This window comes from Mesorhizobium sp. M7A.F.Ca.US.008.03.1.1 (assembly GCF_003997495.1).
Taxonomy (GTDB): domain Bacteria; phylum Pseudomonadota; class Alphaproteobacteria; order Rhizobiales; family Rhizobiaceae; genus Mesorhizobium.
The window spans coordinates 72,505-89,504 of sequence record NZ_RZRU01000012.1; the positions used below are offsets into that span (position 1 = coordinate 72,505).

Annotated in this window: 18 protein-coding genes; 9 read left to right on the plus strand and 9 right to left on the minus strand. The window is 61.7% G+C overall.

Going from position 1 to position 17,000, the window contains the following annotated elements; translation table 11 throughout:
• Nucleotides 1-213: 213 nt before the first annotated feature.
• The 3 genes from EOA16_RS18095 (at nucleotide 214) to EOA16_RS18110 (ending at nucleotide 3,028) form a co-directional block, all read left to right on the plus strand.
• The gene (locus EOA16_RS18095) at nucleotides 214-471 is read left to right on the plus strand and encodes a hypothetical protein (RefSeq protein ID WP_127259495.1); all 258 of its coding nucleotides are present in this window, start codon (nucleotides 214-216) and stop codon (nucleotides 469-471) included.
• 332 nt (nucleotides 472-803) lie between these two features.
• Entirely contained in the window at nucleotides 804-2,072 is a 1,269-nt protein-coding gene (locus EOA16_RS18105; RefSeq protein WP_127259496.1) for a hypothetical protein, read from the plus strand.
• 74 nt (nucleotides 2,073-2,146) lie between these two features.
• Nucleotides 2,147-3,028: a DNA adenine methylase gene (locus EOA16_RS18110; protein ID WP_127259497.1), complete on the plus strand. Its 882-nt coding sequence runs from the start codon at nucleotides 2,147-2,149 to the stop codon at nucleotides 3,026-3,028.
• A 262-nt stretch (nucleotides 3,029-3,290) separates the two neighbouring features.
• On the opposite strand, the gene EOA16_RS18115 is transcribed toward EOA16_RS18110, so the two are convergent.
• Together EOA16_RS18115 and EOA16_RS33555 are read right to left on the minus strand one after the other, a co-directional pair.
• Entirely contained in the window at nucleotides 3,291-3,914 is a 624-nt protein-coding gene (locus EOA16_RS18115) for a LysE family translocator (protein ID WP_127259498.1), read from the minus strand.
• 96 nt (nucleotides 3,915-4,010) lie between these two features.
• Nucleotides 4,011-4,133, minus strand: coding sequence for a hypothetical protein (locus EOA16_RS33555; protein WP_013528283.1), 123 nt, complete (start codon nucleotides 4,131-4,133; stop codon nucleotides 4,011-4,013).
• Nucleotides 4,134-4,371: 238 nt separating this feature from the next.
• Here EOA16_RS33555 and EOA16_RS18125 point away from each other — a divergent pair, with 238 nt between their 5' ends.
• The 6 genes from EOA16_RS18125 (at nucleotide 4,372) to EOA16_RS18150 (ending at nucleotide 10,438) form a co-directional block, all read left to right on the plus strand.
• Nucleotides 4,372-5,139, plus strand: coding sequence for a L,D-transpeptidase (locus EOA16_RS18125; RefSeq protein WP_127259499.1), 768 nt, complete (start codon nucleotides 4,372-4,374; stop codon nucleotides 5,137-5,139).
• Nucleotides 5,140-5,239: 100 nt separating this feature from the next.
• The gene (locus tag EOA16_RS18130) at nucleotides 5,240-6,406 is read left to right on the plus strand and encodes a diphosphate--fructose-6-phosphate 1-phosphotransferase (protein ID WP_127259500.1); all 1,167 of its coding nucleotides are present in this window, start codon (nucleotides 5,240-5,242) and stop codon (nucleotides 6,404-6,406) included.
• A 37-nt stretch (nucleotides 6,407-6,443) separates the two neighbouring features.
• Nucleotides 6,444-7,163: an MBL fold metallo-hydrolase gene (locus EOA16_RS18135; RefSeq protein ID WP_127259501.1), complete on the plus strand. Its 720-nt coding sequence runs from the start codon at nucleotides 6,444-6,446 to the stop codon at nucleotides 7,161-7,163.
• A 248-nt stretch (nucleotides 7,164-7,411) separates the two neighbouring features.
• Nucleotides 7,412-8,932 carry a DegQ family serine endoprotease gene (locus EOA16_RS18140; protein ID WP_127259502.1) on the plus strand — a complete coding sequence of 507 codons (1,521 nt, stop codon included), beginning with the start codon at nucleotides 7,412-7,414 and terminating at the stop codon, nucleotides 8,930-8,932.
• A 151-nt stretch (nucleotides 8,933-9,083) separates the two neighbouring features.
• A complete protein-coding gene (locus EOA16_RS18145; protein ID WP_127259503.1) occupies nucleotides 9,084-9,695 on the plus strand; it encodes a sulfite oxidase-like oxidoreductase in 612 nt (203 codons plus the stop codon).
• The gene (locus EOA16_RS18150; protein WP_127259504.1) at nucleotides 9,692-10,438 is read left to right on the plus strand and encodes an FAD-binding oxidoreductase; all 747 of its coding nucleotides are present in this window, start codon (nucleotides 9,692-9,694) and stop codon (nucleotides 10,436-10,438) included. Before EOA16_RS18145 ends, EOA16_RS18150 begins: the two co-directional genes overlap by 4 nt.
• Nucleotides 10,439-10,474: 36 nt before the next feature.
• On the opposite strand, the gene EOA16_RS18155 is transcribed toward EOA16_RS18150, so the two are convergent.
• The 7 genes from EOA16_RS18155 to EOA16_RS18185 form a co-directional block, all read right to left on the minus strand.
• Entirely contained in the window at nucleotides 10,475-11,950 is a 1,476-nt protein-coding gene (locus EOA16_RS18155) for a nucleotidyltransferase family protein (protein ID WP_127259505.1), read from the minus strand.
• Entirely contained in the window at nucleotides 11,947-12,639 is a 693-nt protein-coding gene (locus tag EOA16_RS18160; RefSeq protein ID WP_245455971.1) for a glycosyltransferase family A protein, read from the minus strand. The genes EOA16_RS18155 and EOA16_RS18160 overlap by 4 nt, the downstream gene beginning before the upstream one ends.
• Nucleotides 12,624-13,376, minus strand: coding sequence for a glycosyltransferase family A protein (locus tag EOA16_RS18165; protein ID WP_127259506.1), 753 nt, complete (start codon nucleotides 13,374-13,376; stop codon nucleotides 12,624-12,626). Before EOA16_RS18165 ends, EOA16_RS18160 begins: the two co-directional genes overlap by 16 nt.
• A 55-nt stretch (nucleotides 13,377-13,431) precedes the next feature.
• The gene (locus EOA16_RS18170) at nucleotides 13,432-14,184 is read right to left on the minus strand and encodes a glycosyltransferase family A protein (RefSeq protein ID WP_164754307.1); all 753 of its coding nucleotides are present in this window, start codon (nucleotides 14,182-14,184) and stop codon (nucleotides 13,432-13,434) included.
• The gene (locus EOA16_RS18175) at nucleotides 14,181-15,230 is read right to left on the minus strand and encodes a serine kinase (RefSeq protein ID WP_127259507.1); all 1,050 of its coding nucleotides are present in this window, start codon (nucleotides 15,228-15,230) and stop codon (nucleotides 14,181-14,183) included. The genes EOA16_RS18170 and EOA16_RS18175 overlap by 4 nt, the downstream gene beginning before the upstream one ends.
• A gap of 49 nt (nucleotides 15,231-15,279) precedes the next feature.
• A complete protein-coding gene (locus EOA16_RS18180) occupies nucleotides 15,280-15,711 on the minus strand; it encodes a PqqD family protein (protein ID WP_023813656.1) in 432 nt (143 codons plus the stop codon).
• Nucleotides 15,712-15,880: 169 nt separating this feature from the next.
• The gene (locus EOA16_RS18185) at nucleotides 15,881-16,981 is read right to left on the minus strand and encodes a hybrid-cluster NAD(P)-dependent oxidoreductase (RefSeq protein ID WP_127259508.1); all 1,101 of its coding nucleotides are present in this window, start codon (nucleotides 16,979-16,981) and stop codon (nucleotides 15,881-15,883) included.
• Nucleotides 16,982-17,000 lie beyond the last annotated feature (19 nt).

The window sequence follows — 17,000 nt, forward strand, 5'->3', positions numbered from 1 at the left end:
CCCTCGATCCCTCGGCCCAAGGCGATCCTAAAGCATAGGCCACGGACACGCCAACCACACACTGCGTCGGTCTAGTCAAGTATTCTTTGCAGTTTAGCAACCATGCGGGACAGATTAGGCATTGTAAATTCGAGGCGATTATATATTTGACAGACCCGGCCAAATCATAGGAGTCTGGCCCTGAAGGCCGGCAGACACCGAGGGGGGGTGTGGATGACGATTAAGGTTTATCGTGGCGCCGCATCGGCCAACACCAGCGTTTGGGTCAGCGACGGAACAATACGGGCGCACGCAAACGTTGAAGAGATCGCCGTAAGGTTTGCGACTGGCGGCCCTCTGAAGGCGTCAGCGTGGCGCATTTCTATTGATTCAACAGACTTCGCCGAATTGGCTGCGGCAATGGTCAAGGCCGACGCCGAGCGCGCCAGTAAGGCGTTCGAGCAGGCTTTAGCTGGCGCTATCCAATCGTAGGGAATGGCTTCAAGCCTTCGGGTATTTCCCGGCCTTGATGAGCGGCCATGCCTCCGCATAGGGCATGACGCTTTCGTGCTTGGCCTTCCAATGAGCATCTATCCCGTCCCAGCCGTTGCCCTGAAAGACATGCTGGCACTCAGGACAAACTTTCAGCCCATGGCTTGGCTTCGCCACCTTCCTAAGTGCTGCATTCAACGGCTCTCGGAATCGGCCGTGCCAATCTGCCGTGCCAGATCGCGAAACTTGTCGATTTGTGTTTTGTTGTCAGGCATGCGGGGGTTGCTTTATCCGTTAAAGTTGTCACGATCCTGTTGGGGGGAATTTATACCATGGCAACTCGTTCAGTCGCAAAATTCATTGATGTCGGCCGCATTTTTCTTGACCACGATAATCCGAGACACGAGCCTTATGAGACCCAAGCAGAGGTTATCTCCTATCTCTGCAAAGACGAAATGGTTCTTCCGCTAGCGAGAGATATCGTTCGGCACGGGCTAAGCCCGTTGGAATTATTCGCTATTCTTCCGGGGAAAGTCTCCGGCACATACGCGGCCGCCGAAGGCAACCGCCGAATGTGTGCGCTTAAGCTGCTAAACGACCCTGATTTGGCACCACCACATCTCCGAAAAGACTTTGAAAAACTTGCAGTCGGCTGGACTCCAATCTCAGAGATTGCGGGCGTCGAGTTCAAAAACAGAGCTGATGCCAAGATCTGGCTTGACCGCCTTCACGACGGGCTAGCGGGAGGTGTTGGCCGCAAAAGTTGGAATGCGGACCAAAAGCAAAGGAATAGCGGGCAAAGAAAAAATAGCACGGCGCTAGCTGTTCTAGACTATGCACAAAAAACGAAAATGATCACACCGGAGCAGCGCAAAGGAAGACTCACGACGGCGCAACGGTTCCTTGGGAATACTCTTGTCCGGGAGGCGTTAGGTGTCGACCAGACTGATCCCACTGATGTCAGGTTCAATCGTCCGAAAGAGGACTTCGACCTCTTGTTGAAGAAGTTCATTGCGGACCTGCTGGCGGACAACAGTGAGGTGACATCGCGTAAGGACAAGTCTCAAATTGACGAATACGCCCGGAAGCTTAGTCGGACTGGCGGCCTTTCAGGGGAAACCATTGAGCCCGAACCCCTCCAGCCAACTGGGGGAAAAACTAAGGCCAAAACAAAGCCAAAGCACCCAGGTACACCAAAGAGGTTACCGTATGACGAGGCTATCGCGGAAGAGTTGAAGAAATTGGGCAATTACAAACTTGCCAACCTCTATTTTTCAATCTGCGACATCCCTTTGGGCTCCCATACGCCTTTGGTGGCTATTGGCTTTTGGGCCTTTCTGGAATCATTGTGTGCGAAGATAGGTTCTACTACCGACTTCCCGTCCTTCCTGAGTGTGCAGCGCCTGTCTGGTTACGGCTTGGGTGACAAGGAGAAGACCAAGGGGCTTCGTCAAGCGATAGATCGGGTTTCCAAGTATGGGAACACGACAAAACACGATGAGGATGCAGCGAATTTTAACGGGACACAACTCGCTAACGACATGGAAAAAATGCGCAAACTCATCCTCAAATGTGTCGAGGAAGCTGTTTCAAAAATATAGCTCAGCCAGCTATGGCCGTGTAAATCGCCGGATGCTAGAATCCCTTAGAAATCAATTCAAAGGGCATCCCACCAATGTCGGTTACAGCCTCACCACTGCGATATCCGGGCGGCAAAACCTGCCTCCTTCCGTTGGTGTCAGAGTTGCTGCGGATCAACAAACTTGAGTTCGGTCATTATGCTGAACCGTATGCCGGGGGATGTGGCCTAGCCCTGTCTCTTCTTTATGGCGGTCACGTCAGCGACATCCATATCAATGATGTTGACCCTTCAATCTGGTCCTTCTGGCATAGCGTCCTAAATCGAACTGAAGAGCTTTGTTATCGAGTAGCCAAAACACCCATAACCGTTGAAGAATGGCGATGCCAACGGCAGATACATCTCAACCAAGATGAGGGCGATCCCCTGTCTCTAGGGTTTTCGGCTTTCTTCTTAAACCGCACAAACCGGTCTGGAATTATCAAAGACGCAGGTGTGATTGGCGGCCTAGCACAAACCGGTCCGTACAAGATCGATTGCCGTTTTAATCGCGACGATCTGATACGCCGCATCAAGCGTGTAGCCAAATATAGAAATCGAATTCATCTTTCCCGGCGAGATGCACTCGCCTTCATTTCAGACATCAGAAGCCAGAAACTCGGCTGCATGTTTTTTTGTATTGACCCACCGTACTTTAGCAAAGGCTCTAGCCTTTACACGAGTTACTACAATCCGTCGGACCATGCCATCTTGGCATCAGCAGTTCTTGAGCTGGAAGATCCTTGGGTTGTCACCTATGACAACGCGCCAGAGGTTTCGAAATTGTACCGGGACCGCCGCCAATTCGAGTTCGATATCAATTACTCGTTGGAAACGAAGCGAGTGGGAACGGAGCTATTAGTTGCCTCCAAGGGCCTGAAGCTGCCATCGCAGGTTCGAGAACGGCAAGTAAACCGTCCGCAATACCGCGCCGCGTAGGCCGGGCCTCACTCGGAAGGCCGGCCCTTTCGCCGCTTCTCATATCGCCAAAACGGCAACTTAAGCTGCACTGGCTTGCGATAATGCTCCTGCTTAGATTTCAACAGGTCTGCGGTAAGTGAGGCGCTTGCCCTTGGCGCCCTTCAAGGCAATGAGCGAACACGGACCCGAAAGTCCGCTCCGCTCCGGTTCTCGACATCAGCCATTTTCGGCTCGGCCTGACCTGAACCTCAACACACCTCGGGCCCTGAACCCAAGGTCTTCAATTGCTGGAACGCATCGCCACCGTGGCGATGCCCGCGCCGACCAGCAGCGTGCCGCCGGTACGGTTGAAGATGCGGATCGCCTTGGGATTGCGCACCACGTTGCGTGCGCGTGCCGCGATCAGCGCATAGCCGAACGCATTGGCGAAGGCGAGCACCAGGAAGGTCGTCTCGAAGATCAGCATCTGCGTCCAGAAATCGGCGTGCCGGTCGAGGAACTGCGGCAGGAAGGCGACGAAGAAGGTGATGCTTTTCGGGTTGAGCGCGGTGACCAGCCAGGCGTGCGCCATCATCTTGGCCGAGGAGACCGCGTCGGTGCGCGGTTCGGCCTTCAGCGCGCCGCCGGCGCGAAACAGTTTCACGCCGAGATAGATCAGATAGCCGGCGCCGATCAACTTCAGGATGGTGAAGACGGTCGCCGACGCGGCCAGCAGCGCGCCGATGCCCAGCATCGACAATGTCATCGCGGTGAAATCCCCCAGCGCCACGCCGACGGCCATCGGCAAGGCGGTACGCCAGCCCTGGCCCAGCGCATAGGACACGACGAGAAGGATGGTCGGTCCCGGAATGATGAGAAGGATCGTCGATGCGGCAGCGAAGGCGGCCCAGTTTTCGAAGGACATGCTCGTCTCCTTTGAGCTTAAAGAAGAGGATAAATCCTTAGGCCCGGGAGAATGTAAAGAGGCGATTTCCTTAACTGCGCCAGCGGCAGATCGGTGTCAGTTCGCGCCGCTCAGCGTGCTCACGATATCGGCCAGACTGACATTGGCACCGAGAACGGTTGCCGCCGCGACAATGGCAGCGGCAAAAAGCTTGATGTCGGTTTTTAAGGTCTTGCACATGGAGGCCCCTCGCTGATGGTTCGAGGAGTAGGAAACGCCGGCGCCGGGAATATGACCCGACCGAGGTCTTTTCGTGCGGCAGCTTTTGTTCAAGTTCAGGCAAGAAGCTCGAACGTCGACAGGGCCATGCGCAAATGCAGGCTGTGCAAAGTCTTCACGCTTTATCAACCATGAATGATGAAAATGCCCGCTATCCGGCCGGACCGTGCTCCCCGCCGACAGCGTAGGGTCTGGGTATATGCGTGAGTTGCCGCAAGGTCTGACGCCGCCGCGAAATGGCGACGCAATCGAAACCGATCATCATCTTTCCCGCCGCGCCATCCTGTCCGGGGCTGGGGCGCTCGCGCTGCTCAGCGCCGCCGGTTGCTCGACCTCGGGCGGAGGTCTGCCGGCGCTCGAGCTCGACGACGTCACGACGGGTTCCGTGCGGCCGATCCGGCCAAGCATCAGCGTCGACAAGAACATCACCAGCCCCGGCGTCATGTATGCCGGGCTGACCGACGGCGGCTTCAACGTGCCGGAAGTGCCATATCTGAAGGTCAAGCCGGAATTCCGCCGCCAGATCGTCGTCGACACGACAGGCGAGGCACCCGGCACCATCGTCGTCCATCTCAAGGAGCGCATGCTCTATCTCGTCCAGCCGGGTGGCGACGCCATTCGCTACGGCGTCGGCATCGGCAAGGATGGTTTCCGCTGGTCCGGCCGCGCCAACATCCAGTACGGCAGGGAATGGCCGACCTGGACGCCGCCGCCGGAGATGATTGCCCGCAAGCCTGAACTGGTGAAATGGCAAGCCGGACAGCCCGGCGGCCTCACCAATCCGCTCGGCGCGCGCGCCCTCTACATCTACCAGGACGGCAAGGACACCGGCTACCGCATCCACGGCTCGCCCGAATGGTGGAGCATCGGGCAAGCGATGTCGTCGGGCTGCGTACGCCTGATCAACCAGGACATCATCGACCTCTACAGCCGCGTCTCCAAGAAAAATCCGGTCGTCGTCGTCTGACGCTTATGCGGCGTGCTGGCGCCGCTCGAAACTCCCGTTGCGCGATGCGACAAGACAGGCCAAGGTGCCTTGAAAACCATCGCGCCGGGAGAAATCAAGCATGGCTGGAACGTTTGTCATCGCGCAGGGCGGCGGCCCGACCGCCGTCATCAACCAGACGGTTGTCGGGGCGACGCTGGAGATCCGCAAGCGGCATCCCGGTGCCAAGGTGCTGGGCTCGATCCATGGCGTGCGTGGCATCCGTGACGGCAATTATGTCGACCTTTCCGCCATCCCCGAGGACCGGCTGCGGCTGATTGCCGGCACGCCGAGCGCCGCCCTCGGCTCGACCCGCGACAAGCCCGACGCCGCCTATTGCGATATCATCCTCGACGGCCTGAAGAAGGCCGGCGCCGACGCCTTCATCTATATCGGCGGCAACGACACGTCGGGTACCCAGCAGATCCTGACCGATGCCGCCGGCGGCTCAATTGCCTTCGTCCATGCGCCAAAAACCATCGACAATGATCTCGAGGAAAACGATCACACGCCGGGCTTCATTTCGGCGGCCGAGTTCGCCGCCGGCGCCTTCCTGTCCGTCGATCTCGATTTCCGTGCGCTGCCCGGCATCTATGTCGGCATCGTCATGGGCCGGCATGCCGGCTTCCTGACCGCCGCCGCCGCCGCCTGGCAGCTCGACCCCGACAGCGGTCCGCACCTCGTCTACGTGCCCGAGCGCCCATTCTCCGCCGCCGGCTTCATCGACGACGTCCGTGCCACGCTCGATCGTCACAAGCGCTGCATCGTCGCCGTTTCGGAAGGCGTCAGCACCGCTGACGGCAAGGCACTGGTCGAAAGCCTGGTGCCGCCGGATAAGCTTGAGCGCGACGCGCACGGCAACGTCAAGCTGTCGGGCAGCGATCTGCCGGCCGCACTTGAGCGCGCGTTGGCGGAAGGCCTGCCAGGCAAGCGTGCGCGCGTCGATGCCCTCGGCTACATGCCGCGCGGTTATATCGGCGCCATCAGCGCGGTCGACGCGCAGGAGGCTTTCGATGCCGGCGCTTTCGCCGTCACCGTCGCCGAACAGGGCGGCGGCTCGGTGGCGCTGCAATATGACGGCACCGGAACGGTGCTGAAGAAAGTGCCGCTCAAGAATGTTGCCGGCAAGACACGCCACATGCCGGACGATTTCATGAAGCCCGATGTCAATCAGCTGTCGGATGCCGGCATGGCCTATCTCAAGCGGCTGGTGCCGGAAAAATACAAGGTCGGGAAGCCCTTCGTCTGATGCCGGGCTCACCCTTGTGATGCCCGGCTCACAGGTAATGCCCGGCTGGTTCAGCAGGAGCGTTGTCGACGACAAGACGACGATGCTGACCGAGCCCTTCGTGCATGCCTATGTGCGGGCCAATATCTGGCATCTGCGCGGTCGCGATGCCGACCTGCTCGTCGACACCGGTATGGGCATCTGTCCGCTGGCGCCGCAGATCGAAACGACGGAGGGCAAGCCGCTGCTGGTGGTTGCCACCCACATCCATCTCGACCATGTCGGCTCGCTGCATGAATTCCCGTTGCGCGCAGGACCAAGGATGAGCGCGGCGCAGTTCGGGAGCATGGATGAGGCCGCGACCTACGCCTACATGTTTCATGACCTCGAGGGTGCCGTCTCGAAACTGCCGGCGCCCGGATGGAAGTCGGCCGACTACAGGATCCCGCCCGCGCCGTTGACGCGAACCCTGGACGAGGGCGATGTCATCGATCTTGGCGACCGGCTGTTCCGGGTGCTGCATCTGCCGGGCCATTCACCGGATTCGATCGCGCTGTTCGACGAGGCCGACGGACTGTTCTTCAGCGGCGATGCCATCTACGACGCCATGCTGATCGACGACCTGCCGGATTCCGACCGAGCCGCCTATATCAGCACGATGCGGCGTCTGTTCGACCTGCCGATCCGCATCGGTCATGGTGGACACGGACCGAGCTTCGACGGCAAGCGCATGCGCGAGATTGCCACGGCCTATCTCGGACGAACCGCCGGTGGCTGAGGCTCCAGCGAGGCAGCAAGGCGCGGCCCGACGACTTTGTGACCCTGCCGCCGTGCGGATATTAAATCTTCGTAAGGTCGCCCGAAAACCCTAAATCGGGCCAATCCGCGCCCTAGATGCAAGGCCGTCGATCCGGTTGGCTGCCATGTAGGCGAGACGGGCAATTGCGACCTCGACACGCCGATGACCGATTTCCCCGCACGGGAGAGGCCACGGCGCTGGATCAACTCTCGCCCGGACAAACGACCATGTCAGATATCCTTCGTAGGCATCGCGTCGCGGCCTTGCTGGGCGCTGCGCTGATCATATCCCCCTTCGTCATGTCTTTCGCCCAAGGCGAGGGCAACACCATTCCGACGACCCAGACACCTGTCGCCGGCATCACCGCGCCCAATGGCTCGTTCGCACCCATCGTTGCCGCCGACAAGCCGGCGGTGGTGACGGTCACCACCGTCATGAAGGCACAGCCTGAAACGATGAGCGATGCCTCTCCCTTCGAAGGCGGCTCGCCTTTCGATGACTATTTCCGCCAGTTCTTCGGTGACCAGGGCATGCCGACGCCCAGGACGCCGCCACAACAGCAACCGCAGCGCGCCGAAGCGCTGGGTTCCGGCTTCATCGTCGGCGCGGATGGCACCGTCGTCACCAACAATCACGTCATCGATGGGGCCTCTTCGATCAAGGTGACGCTCGACGACGGCACCGAACTTCCGGCCAAGCTTGTCGGCCGCGATGCCAAGAACGATCTCGCCGTACTCAAGATCAAGTCGGACAAGCCCCTGCCGACCGTCAAATGGGGTGATTCCGACAAGCTCATGCCAGGCGACCAGGTGCTGGCCTTCGGCAACCCGTTCGGCATCGGCACCACCGTCACGGCAGGTATCGTCTCGGCGCGCGGCCGTGACCTGCATAGTGGCCCGTTCGACGATTTCATCCAGATCGACGCGCCGATCAACCACGGCAATTCCGGCGGCCCGCTGGTGGATGTCGCCGGCAATGTCGTCGGCATCAACACGGCGATCTATTCGCCCAATGGCGGCAGCGTCGGCGTCGGTTTTGCCATACCGTCGGACCAGGCTCAGAAGGTGGTCGCCAAGCTGATGAAGGGCGGCTCCATCCAGTACGGCTATCTCGGCGTTCAGATCCAGGAGGTGACACCGGATGTCGCGAGCGCCATTGGGCTCGACCATTCCGGCGGTGCGCTGGTTTCAGAGGTCAACGACGGTTCGCCGGCGGCCAAGGCCGGTATCGAGACGGGTGACGTCATCACCAGCTTTGCCGGGCAGGACGTGAAGGACCCCAAGGACCTGTCGCGGGCGGTCGCCGATGTCGCGCCGGGCGCCAGGGAAACGGTCGATGTCTGGCGCAAGGGCAAGCCGATGCAGATTTCCGTCGATGTCGGCAACAACAGCGAGGATGTGAAGACCGCGTCGCGGGACGGCGGCACCGACGCGCCCAGCGCCGGGCGCGCTCCGGCGATAGGGCTCGGCTTGATGGACATAACGCCCGACATTCGCCAGCAGATGAACCTTGCCGACAAGCAGCACGGCGCGGTGGTTGCCAGCGTCAATCCCGACAAAGCTGCCGCCGCTTCCGGAATACAGGCCGGCGACATCATCGTTGCCGTCAATCAGGTGCCGGTGAAGAACGCCAGGCAGGTAACCCAGGCGATCGCCGTAGCCGGCAAGTCCGGCAGGAAATCGGTGCTGTTGCTGGTCGAGCGTGGCGACGCTCAAATCTACATCGCGGTGCCTTTTGCCAACGGCTGAGAAATGAGCGTTGACGTGAACATGGGACCGGCAGGTCCATCGGTGACGATCCCGCCGGTCTCCGCCCGTCAAGATTTCGGTTGCCCGTCACGACATCTTCGAGAACATTGCGTCAGGCCGATAGTGGCCTGATTGCATGGGGATTGCCGCTATGGTCACCCGAGGTTTCTCTTCAGGACGGCGCCCGCCAACCGATGGCGATGCCCGCATCCCGCCAGGCCAATATCTGGAACGGGGTTTTCCGGTGCTGTCGGCCGGTCCGACGCCGCGCGTGCGTACCGAGGATTGGTCTTTCACGCTGAAACACGGGCCACGCCCGATCAAGAAATGGAACTGGGCCGAGTTCAACGCGCTGCCGTTGACCAAGATGACACGCGATATCCATTGCGTGACAGCATGGACCAAGTTCGACACGCCGTGGCAAGGCGTGCTGGTCGACGATATCCTTGCCGATGCGGGTGTGGAGCCACCGACCGGTTTCACGCTGGCGCACGCGTTCGACGGTTACACCACCAACGTACCGGTCACGGATCTCACCGCCGGCAAGGCCATGGTGGCGCTGCTCTACGAAGGCAAGCCGATCACACCGGACCATGGCGGCCCGGCAAGGCTGCTGGTGCCGCATCTTTATTTCTGGAAGTCGGCCAAATGGTTGAACGGCCTGCAATTCACCACGCGCGACGAGCCCGGTTTCTGGGAATTGCGCGGCTACCACATCTACGGCGACCCATGGCGCGAGCAGCGCTACACGGACGATCCATGAGCGATGCGGCGTCAGTGCATTCGCCCTGGCAAACAGCCAGCATCGTCCGCATCGAAAAGCGCACGCCGCGTGTCACCAGCTTCTTTCTGCAGCCGTCTCGGCCCTTCGCCTATCGCGCCGGGCAGCATGTCGATGTCAGGCTGACGGCGCCGGACGGCTATCAGGCGCGCCGCTCCTATTCCATCGCCTCCGCGCCCGAAACGAGCGGCGCAATCGAACTGGCGATCGAAAAACTCGACGATGGCGAGGTCTCGCCCTTCTTCCACGAGGTCGCGGCAGTGGGCGATGAAATCGAACTGCGCGGGCCGCTTGGCGGGCATTTCGTCTGGCCTGAGGATGAGAGTGGGCCGCTTGTTCTGGTCGGCGGCGGTTCGGGCGTCGTGCCCTTGATGTCGATGCTCCGCCATCGCGCCGCACGTAATTCAGCGGTGCCCGTCGTCCTGGTCTTTTCGGTCCGGGTCTGGGACGAAGTGATCTTTCGTGACGAGCTGATCGTTCTCGATGAGCGCCGGGACGGCTTCGACCTGGTGCTGACACTGACCCGCGAAGCTGCACGCCGTCCAGTCGACTATGCGCGGCGGGTGGACGTCGCGATGATGGTTCAAGCCATGACGCGGCTGCCGGAGCCGCCTGGCATCGCCTTCGTCTGCGGCTCCAACGCCTTCGTTTCCGCGGCCGCCCAGGCGCTGATCGATGCCGGCGTTGCAGCCGGAATCATTCGCACCGAACGCTACGGAGTTTGAACCGAGCCTCTCGAGAAAGGTTCGTCGGATTCGCCTTCAGCCGACCGGTGAGAAATCCGCCGACAACAACTGGAAAGGCAAGGCGCCATAGGCGGCCACCGTGGCCGCGTCGTTCCACTCGCGAAACTGTCGCGATGGTCGCGCCTCGAGCGTCAAGGCAACTCGCGCGCCGTCGAGCGTCACCTTGCCGCGAAAATGCAGCACGCGTTCCCTGCCGGATCGGCTGATGGCGATGGCGCGCAGGCGAGCAATATGCTCGCCGCCGTCATTGATCTCCATTTCGATGCGGCGCCGGACCGGCGGAACCCCGATCCTGACGGTGATATCGAGCATCATGTCGCCGGTCGTTTGCGGACAGGCGATGGCCTGCGAAAACACCAGAGGCGCCGATGCGGCTTGCGGCTTGCGCGCGGCCGGTCTGCCGCGCCAAGGTCTGGCGGGCGGCTCCTGCTGCAACCGGCCCTTTTTCCGCTTCAGGCGCAACTGCTTGGCAAGCCCGCGCGACAGCCAGACCAGGCCGCCAAAATCCGTGCGCGGCTTGGCTTGCAGAACCGACGACCAACGCGACAGGCCAGCCCGGTCGGCCATCTCGAAGATTCTGGCCATTGTCGGTTCCGGCACCGGAATGCCGATCTCGAACGCCAGATAGGATAACGCCACCGCCGCTGGAACGGCCAGGCCGCGTCTGTCGACGATGTCCAGGAACACATGCCAGTCGACGTCTCCGCCATGGATGGCGATCGCGCAATCGACAAGCCAGTCGCTATGGGTGTGGGCGTCGAGGCCGCCATGGGCGATGGCCAGGGCCATGCGATCGGCCGGCGACGGCACGAAGACCGCGACGCCGCTGAATTGTGCCGGTATTGCCCGTTGCCAGATCGCCAGATCGTCTTCCGCGCTCGTCTGCGACCCGTCATAGCCGAGCTGGTGCAGGTCAATGTCACCGAAACGGCCTTTGAAGAAGTTCATCGACCGCAGCGACGCCAACCGGGTTCGCAGATATTGCGCGCTGACGCCCGAGGCGATCTGCCAGTCGCGATCGCGCAAGATGTCGAAGACGGCAGCCATGTCACGCGGGCGCACCAGTATGTCGATATCATGCGCCACCCGGCCACGCTGCGCCGACGCGTTCAAGGCAATGCGGCTGGCGCCCTTGATCAGCATGATGTCGGCGCCGCCGTCGGCCATTGCCTTCAGCGCCGGCTCGGCCTCGCGCATCGCCATGCGCGACTTCGTCCACAGCATCTTCTGCAGGCCGACGAGGCGCGGGTGCGCGGTATGCCCGGCCAGCTTCCTGCCGAACCTGTCGGAGATGGCGGCGAGCAGGCGATGTTCTCGAAACGAGACGAGATCGATGTCGTTCTCGTCCAGCCAGCGCGCGGCGCAGGCAGCGGCTGCGTCCTCGTCGGAGAGCAGCGCCGCCTTTAGCAACAGGTCCAACTGGCCGGTGGGCCACGACCAGCCATAGTCCGGGAAGCGGCGGCCGATGCGGCGAACGGGCCTGGCGTTCAACTGGAGCCCGCCTTGTTCTGGGCTCGCCGCTGCATGGCGAGCCTTGCGACCTGGAGATAGCCCCTGTCGCGTGCCGGATCGCGGCCGTAGGAAAGGCTGCCTGGGCGGATGCGGCGCAACGCAAGCACGTTGTCGAGCATGGCAAGGGCAAGGCCTGCCTCACGAACCCGGGCGATCCAGTCGATCATCTCGCCGCGACCGCCTGGTGGGTCGATGATGGGACCGATGCTCGGCACCACCTGCTGGCGGATCATCATCGTCGTGCGCGACCAGCCCGCTCCACTGGTCGCTTCGGGCAAATCGGGCCTGTCTCCGCGAAACGTCCGCCAGTGCGTAAAGACGCCTGCTGTCCCGGGATGACGGCCGAGATAGGCCAGTTGCTGTTCGATCTTGTCCGGCAGCCACAAATCGTCGGCATCAAGCGTCGCGATGAGCGGCGTCGAGAGTGCCGCAATGCCACGGGTCGTAGCGCTGCCAGGTCCGGCATTGTCCTGTCGCAGCACCGTCACCGGCAGGTTCATCGCATCGATCACCGCAGCCGTATCGTCGGTCGAACCGTCATCGACCACGACGATGGCCTCCGCCTTTGCCGTCTGGGCCAGAACGGAGTTCAAGGCGGCGCCGATGGTGTCGGCTGCGTTGAAAGCCGGAATGACGACGCCGTAGCCTGCCATTACAGGAACCGCCACTGCGCGAGATCCTTGAAGTCGAAGATCCCCTCCACCCGGCGCAAGTTGGGATCGGCCTTGCGACGCTTCATCGACTTGTGAATGGCGCGCATGAACTCGCGAAAGGGCACATCGGCTTCCTTGGTCATGTTGCCGGGATGACGCCTGTAGTAGAGAGCCACCGTATCGGGCATAACGTATTTTGCCTGGCTCTCAAAGATACGCAACAGGTAGTCGGTGTCCTCGGCCTGTTTGAAATCTTCGTCGAAACCACCGGTGCGCTCGATGAGGTCTCGCGCAAAGATCCCGGCGGACAGGTGGATCCCTCGCACGGTGATGGAGTGGCTGTCGGCGGCTGGTTCCAGCGTCTCGCCATCTATCTTGTCCACCAGCGTCATGCGCGAATAGGTCAGGTCGAGGCCAGGATCCTCTTCGAAGCAGGCGAGATCCGCCTTGAAACGCCCTATCGGGGAGATGTCGTCCGAATCGAGAAACGACACCAGCCGGGTCTGCGGCAGCAACTGTTTCAGCCCGGCATTGCGCGCTTTGGTGACCCCGCCATTCATCTGCCGGAAAAGACGAATGCACGGGGCCTCTTCGATCAACGACCGTACGACGGCTGCCGAGCCATCGGTCGACCCATCGTCGATGACGATGATGTCGAGATCGATGTCTTCGCGCTGCCTGAGCAGCGAGCGCAGCGCCAGGCCAACGAATTGTTCGCGATTGTAGACCGGCATGATGACGCTCAGCCGCATCGGTGTCTCCAGCAGCGTTCCGGGCTTGGCCGATCCGACCCGATTGTGTCGAGCATCATAGCATTCGCCAATCGGCGGGACTCTTCAATTCGAAGATGCCCTGGACCTCTCGTCGTGACGGATCGGCTTTGCGCCGCCGCATCGACTTGTGGATTGCACGCAAGTGGTTGCGGACCCTGCCGCTATGTTCCTTGGTGACATTTCCGGCGTGGCGTCGGTAGTAGAGCGCGACGGCGTCCAACAATTCGTAGTTCGGTCCCGCCTCGAAGACGCGCAGCAGATAGTCGGTATCCTCAGCCTGCTCGAAATCCTCATCGAACTGGCCCGTCCGGTCGACAAGCCCTCTGCTGAACACGGCAGCGCTCAGCGAAATTCCCCGAAGCGTCATCGTGGGGCTGTCGACTGCCGGTTCCAGCCGCTCATCGTCAATCCGCTCGACCAGCGTCATCAGCGAATAGGTCAGCTCGAGTCCCGGGTTTGCTCTGAAGCGCGCAAGGTCCTTCTTGAAGCGCCCGTCCGGCGAGATATCGTCCGAATCCAGGAATGACACGAATTCCGCATCCGGCGGCAGTTGCCGCAGCCCGGCGTTGCGCGCCCTGGGTACGCCCATGTTGGATTGCTGGAACAGTCGGATGCAGGGGTTTCCGCGCATCATCGAGCGCACGGCCTCAGCGGAGCCGTCGGTCGAGCCGTCGTCGATGACGATGATGTCGAGATCGGCGGCGTCCCGCTGCCGCACCAGCGAGCGCAATGCCGAAACGACATAGCGCTCACGGTTGTAGACGGGCATTATCACGCTCAGTTTCACGAAGCGCCCCGCGCGAGAAAGTCCGCGATCGTGCCGGCTATCTCCTGGGGCTGCGTCCCCAGCGACAGACGATAGCACGGCAGCAGGCGGGTCAGGTCGCTGAAGAAGCGGAAGCCGCTCTCCCGCTCGCCCGGCATCTGCGCTATGCCGGACGGCGCCAAGGCAATCATGGCATCCCTGCGCGACACCGGCACGATCGAACTTGCCACGCCTCCGCCGATATGTGGCACCACCAGCGCAACGATGTCCAGAGCTTCGGGCACCGGCCGAGGCGCAATGTCGTCAATGTGAAAAGCATGCTTGCCTTGCCAGTTGAGCGGACCATGCGCCTTTAGCCGGTGCTTCAGCCCAAGCCGCGCGAACCCCTGGGGATCCTGCTTGAGTGTTGAAAACAACGGGCGGGCAGTCACGCCGTTGGAGAGGTCGACCAGCACATAGTCGTCGCCGACGCTGTCCAGCCCGTGGAGGAGGCCTGCGGCGACGGTCCCGGATTTCCCCGCGCCGCCTGCGCCGGCCAGCAGCACGCCTTTGCCCTTGGTGCCGAGCGTCCCCGCATGGGCCAGCCGCATGCCACGTGCCGCATATTCCCAATGGAGGAAGGGGCGCAGCGGCGCTCCCGGCTCCCACGGTGGAAAGGCATCGGCCGAGGCCATCAATTGCACGCCGACGCGACGTTGCGGATCATAGAACTGCCAGAAATCCAGGTCGTGAAAATGGTTGCCGCGCAATCCGGCTTCCGCCAGCCGGGTGGCGAAGCCATGCTGCGTGAAGGGTCCCTGGCCCCAACTGGCCGGTGCCGCGATGCCGTCAATGCCGGGATGCGCGACGAAGATGCGGCAGATGTCGGCAGGCGCCCGGTTGTCCGGAGCCGTGACAAAGCCATGAGCGAAGGCATCCGCCAACGCGCCGGCGCTCACATGTGCGATCAGCCCCAGATGCGGCAAGCCCACCTTGCAGGTCAGTGGATAATGCGCGGCGCTGCCCTCCGCTTGCGCCAGGACATGACGGGCGTAGTCAGTCAGGTTTTCGAGAGTGACGTTCGGCATGGGTCTGCCTGTTCCGGAGATGTCCGGCAACGAGAACCTGATGGGCGCCTCAGTTGGCCTGCTTCACCGCGGGCCAGCCCAGGGGCTCCTCGACCTCGTGGATGGGATCGACGACGATGAGATCGGCGAGATCGTCATGGATATCGACCTTGAGGGGCTCTCTGGCAGCGGCGAGCTGAGCCAGAAACTCGCTGGAAACCGGTCTTGCGACGCCATCGGTTACGGCCGCCAGCAAGCCGAATTCGAGCAATTGTGAAACAAAGCCGTCAATCGCGGCGGCATCGAGGGCGCCAATTCCGGTCGCGGCGCCGACCAGTTCGGAGGCAGGCACGCCGGACGACAGTGCATCCCAAAGCCTGCTGCCTGAATCAGAGAAGCCGAAATATTTACCGGTGGTCAGGTCAAGAACGACGGCTTCGCCATCGAAGGATTCAAAGACGATATCCTTGCTGGCAATGGCATAGATGCCGGATTGTCGCATGTTTGCTCCCCGCCGAAGCAGGCCGCGGAAATGATCTTCGGGCCTTACGGTCAACCCCACCGTTGCAGGCGTCTAACCATTTGCAGGGTTTTTGGCAAGATGGCGCAGGCCCGGGCGAGCGCAGCTGCAGGCTGCGCGGGCATGGACAGTCTCCGACCGTGCCTAGAGGTCACGCCTCGATTTCAAGCGCCGAAAGCGGCTTCGAGCAACAGGCGAGGATAAAGCCATCCTCGATTTCGTGATCGAGGATGCCGCCATTGTGGCTCATCTCGACGTCGCCCGCGACCTTCCTCACCTTACAGGTGCCGCACAGGCCGAATTCGCAGGCGGCGGGAATCCGCACCCCCGAGGCGCGTGCCGTCTGCAGCACGGTCTGGCCGACGACGCATTCGGCATCGACATCGGAAAGCGAGAACCGGATCGGTGTCACGGCCTCGACGGCAGCAGCGGCGCCGTCTTCCGCCGGCGGAGAGAACGGCGCCGGGATCTCCTCCACGGCAGGCGCAGCAAAGCTTTCCTGATGGTATTTCGCCATGTCGAAGCCGGCGGCGTCCAGCATGCCGCGCACGGCGCGCATGAAGGGGTCGGGGCCGCAGCAGAAGATCTCGCGCTCGCGGAAATCGGGCGCCAGCAATGGCAGCCGGATCGCGTCGATGCGGCCCATATGGCCGAACCAGCCCTCGCGGCTCGACCGCTCCTCGATCATGAAGCCGAGCGACAGGCCAGGCATGCGGCTGCCGAGCAGCTCGAGCTCCTTGCGGAAAATGATCTCTTCCGGGCGGCGCGCGCAGTTGACGAAGCCGACATCGGTCCATGGCGCGCAGTCGTTCAGCCAGCGCAGCATCGACATCATCGGCGTCACGCCGGAGCCGGCCGAAATGAACAGATATTTGGCCGCCGGGTGGCTATGCAGCGAAAAATCGCCGGTCGGCCCGTAGGCCTTGACGTGCGAACCGGCCGTCAGATGATCGAACATCCAGCGTGTGCCGATGCTGCCCGCCTGCGCCTTGACGGTCACCGCGATCGAGAACGGCCGGGACGGCGAGGACGACAGCGTGTAGGTGCGCATCAGCGGCCCGTCCGATGTCGGCAGTTCCAGCGTCACGAACTGGCCCGGTTTGTAGCGGAACCAGGTCTGGTTGTCGGAGCGAAAGGTGAAGGTCTTCACGTCAGGCGCTTCGTCGCTGACGCCGATCACTTCCAGCACCTGCAGCCTGTCGTTCCAGGGCGTCATCTGGTCCAGATGGCGATAGAGGCCAAGGTCCGTCATCGCATTCATCCTCTTGTCC

Bases quoted from the DNA above. Each gene is read 5' to 3' on its own strand.
- EOA16_RS18095 (WP_127259495.1), top strand. From the start codon at position 214: ATGACGATTAAGGTTTATCGTGGCGCCGCATCGGCCAACACCAGCGTT.
- EOA16_RS18105 (WP_127259496.1), top strand. From the start codon at position 804: ATGGCAACTCGTTCAGTCGCAAAATTCATTGATGTCGGCCGCATTTTT.
- EOA16_RS18110 (WP_127259497.1), top strand. From the start codon at position 2,147: ATGTCGGTTACAGCCTCACCACTGCGATATCCGGGCGGCAAAACCTGC.
- EOA16_RS18115 (WP_127259498.1), bottom strand. From the start codon at position 3,914: ATGTCCTTCGAAAACTGGGCCGCCTTCGCTGCCGCATCGACGATCCTT.
- EOA16_RS33555 (WP_013528283.1), bottom strand. From the start codon at position 4,133: ATGTGCAAGACCTTAAAAACCGACATCAAGCTTTTTGCCGCTGCCATT.
- EOA16_RS18125 (WP_127259499.1), top strand. From the start codon at position 4,372: ATGCGTGAGTTGCCGCAAGGTCTGACGCCGCCGCGAAATGGCGACGCA.
- EOA16_RS18130 (WP_127259500.1), top strand. From the start codon at position 5,240: ATGGCTGGAACGTTTGTCATCGCGCAGGGCGGCGGCCCGACCGCCGTC.
- EOA16_RS18135 (WP_127259501.1), top strand. From the start codon at position 6,444: ATGCCCGGCTGGTTCAGCAGGAGCGTTGTCGACGACAAGACGACGATG.
- EOA16_RS18140 (WP_127259502.1), top strand. From the start codon at position 7,412: ATGTCAGATATCCTTCGTAGGCATCGCGTCGCGGCCTTGCTGGGCGCT.
- EOA16_RS18145 (WP_127259503.1), top strand. From the start codon at position 9,084: ATGGTCACCCGAGGTTTCTCTTCAGGACGGCGCCCGCCAACCGATGGC.
- EOA16_RS18150 (WP_127259504.1), top strand. From the start codon at position 9,692: ATGAGCGATGCGGCGTCAGTGCATTCGCCCTGGCAAACAGCCAGCATC.
- EOA16_RS18165 (WP_127259506.1), bottom strand. From the start codon at position 13,376: ATGCGGCTGAGCGTCATCATGCCGGTCTACAATCGCGAACAATTCGTT.
- EOA16_RS18175 (WP_127259507.1), bottom strand. From the start codon at position 15,230: ATGCCGAACGTCACTCTCGAAAACCTGACTGACTACGCCCGTCATGTC.
- EOA16_RS18180 (WP_023813656.1), bottom strand. From the start codon at position 15,711: ATGCGACAATCCGGCATCTATGCCATTGCCAGCAAGGATATCGTCTTT.
- EOA16_RS18185 (WP_127259508.1), bottom strand. From the start codon at position 16,981: ATGACGGACCTTGGCCTCTATCGCCATCTGGACCAGATGACGCCCTGG.